Here is a 2623-nt window from a genome sequence, read left to right as displayed (position 1 = left end):
TTGGCAGATAGGGCCAGTGGGTACTCCTAGTCCGGCGATCGGGTACTTCGATTCTGGCGATTTGGTACTCCTCGGGGCGGGTGGGCTGGTCTGCTCGGGGTGAGGCGGCGCGATTGCGCCGTCTTTTCCTATTTGAGGAGGTTCATGTGGCCGACTACAAGGCCATCATGACGTTGGCGCTGGCCGGGCATAGCTACAGCGAGATCGTCGCTGCCGTCGGGTGCTCGCGCCGGGAGATCGCGGCGGTGAAGAAGACGATCACCGCGTACGGCATCTCCGCCGGACAGGCGGCATCGATGAATCCGGCGGAGATCGCGGGGATGTTCCCCGATGGGCGCAAACGTGTCTCGGAGGACTACACCCAGCCGGATTTTGATCGGGTGCTGGCGTCGATGAAGTTCAACCGGCACTTCACCATCCAGCAAGCCTGGGGCAAGTACCTCGCCGACCCCGCTGGGAGCGGGAAGAAGTACGGGTACTCGCAGTATTGCGCCCTGTTCGCCGAGCATGCTCGGGTCAAGGACGTGGTGGCGACTCTGCATCACGAACCCGGTCGGACGATGCTGGTCGACTGGGCCGGCGACACTCTCGAGGTTCTCGACGCTGTCACCGGGGAGGTCACCAAGCTGTACCTGTTCGTTGCGGTGCTGCCGTACTCCGGCGTGGTGTTCTGCCGCGGCTTCACGGACATGAAGTCGCCGTCGTGGATTGACGCGCACGTCGCTGCGTTCGCCTTCTTCGGCGGGGCGCCGCAGATGGTGGTGCCCGACAATCCGACCACCGCGACCCATCGGCAGAAGCAGGGAGAGTCGGCCAGGGCGGTCAACGTCCGCTATCAGCAGTTGGCCGACCACTACGGCATGGCAATCGTGCCCGCCCGGGTCCGAAAACCCCGAGACAAGGCAGCCGTAGAGTCAGCCGTGGAAGTGGTCAACAAGCGCGTCATCGGCTACCTCGCCGAGGAGGTCTGGACCACCGTCGAGGCCCTGAACAGCGCTATCAGTGAGCGAGTTGCGGAGATCAACACCGCCATCCGCCGGGCTGACGGTACGACCCGGTGGGAGCGGTTCGAGTCCGACGAAGCACCGCTGCTGGCCGCCCTGCCCGCCGACGGGTTCGCCACGGTGGAGTGGAAGCAGCTCAAGGTCGGACGGAACTATCACGTGTCCTGTGATTCGCAGTACTACTCGGTGCCCTACGCCTTCGCCGGGCAGTTGCTGCGGGTGCGGTTGACCGCGCAGTCGGTGACCGTCTTCGACGGCGATCAGGTGGTCTGCGAGCACCCACGCCGGCACGGCCGCAAAGGCCAGTACTCCACCGTGCTCGCCCACGGCCCGAAGGAGCATCAGGGCATCGACGGCCTGTGGTCACGGCAGTGGTTCACCGACCGTGCCCGCGGGTTCGGGCCCGCAACCGAGAAGGTGATCGCCCAGATCCTGGATCGTCACGTGATCGAGGCGCAAGGCTATCTGGACTGCCAGAACATCCTCGAAACACTCGGCCGCAGGAGTCGCCAGCGCCTCGAGGCGGCCTGCCAGGTGCTGCTCAACCAAAACAGCGCCGGGAGCTACAGCGTGCTCAAACGCGTCATGGCCACAATCGACTCCGAGGACAAGGCGCCCCGGCCCGTCGTGCCGGCGGCGGCCACACGAAAACCCTCGCCACCGGACGGCGCACGTGACGATGGTGCGGTGCAGGTGCGCTCGGCCGATCACTACTCCCGCGGGCGCAGCGAGGCGGGTGCCTGATGTTCACCGAGATCGATCACCAGAAGTTCCGCAACCTGCGCATCACGCACGTGGCCACCCGCTTCGAGGAGTTGATCAGCGACGAGGCCAATGACGAGCTCACCCCGGAGCAGATCTTCCTCACCGCCGTCGACGACGCTCTCGACCAGCGCCAAGCCCACCGGATCGACAAACTCATCCGAGCCGCCAAGTTCCCCATCCCGCAGGCCTCCATCGCTGAGATCAACTACCAGGAAGGCCGCGGCATCACCCCGGTGCGGATGAAACGCTACGCCGGGCACCACTGGAGGCAGGACCCCACCAACCTGCTCGTGATCTCGCCGACCGGCGGCGGAAAAACCTACCTGGCCTGCGCCATCGGGATCGCCGCCTGCCAAAACGGGCACACCGTGACCTACACCCGCATGGACGAACTCGCCCGGCGGCTGGTCATCGCCCGCGGGGACGGCATCCGCCACCAGAAAATGCTCAACGATCTCTCTGACGTGGAGTTGTTAATCATCGACGACTTCCTCACCGTCGGCATCGACCCCGAGGCCGCCAACGACCTGTTCGCCGTGATGGCCAACCGCGAACACCGGCTGCCGACGATGATCGCCTCCCAATCCCGACCGGCGTACTGGCTCGACGCGCTACCCGACCGGGTCGCGGCCGACTCCATCGTCAACCGACTGGCCAACAACGCACGCGAAATCAACATCGGCGAAGTCGACATGCGCCGCCAACGCGACGACCAAGCCCGCGCCACCCCCGACTACTGGGAGTAACCGATACGCCCTCGGCACCGGCCCGTTCTCACCCACGGGCCGGTTCCAGGTCGCCAGAACAGCGGTACCCACTCGCCGGACCATCAGTACCGACAAGCCCTATTTGCC

Annotated in this window: 2 protein-coding genes; both read left to right on the top strand. The window is 65.4% G+C overall.

Annotation, left to right across the window (positions count from 1 at the left end; translation table 11 throughout):
• Positions 1-146 precede the first annotated feature (146 nt).
• Positions 147-1748: an IS21 family transposase gene (istA, locus tag ON04_RS15630; protein ID WP_010542581.1), complete on the top strand. Its 1602-nt coding sequence runs from the start codon at positions 147-149 to the stop codon at positions 1746-1748.
• Positions 1748-2515 (top strand): ATP-binding protein, encoded by a 768-nt coding sequence (locus ON04_RS15625; protein WP_010542580.1) that lies wholly within the window; start codon positions 1748-1750, stop codon positions 2513-2515. Before istA ends, ON04_RS15625 begins: the two co-directional genes overlap by 1 nt.
• Positions 2516-2623: the final 108 nt, after the last annotated feature.

Origin of the sequence: Dietzia alimentaria 72 (assembly GCF_000226215.1) — a bacterium.
Classification (GTDB): Bacteria; Actinomycetota; Actinomycetes; order Mycobacteriales; family Mycobacteriaceae; genus Dietzia; species Dietzia alimentaria.
The sequence above is the reverse complement of the archived record's forward strand: the minus strand, read 5'-3'. Positions and strand labels throughout refer to the sequence as shown.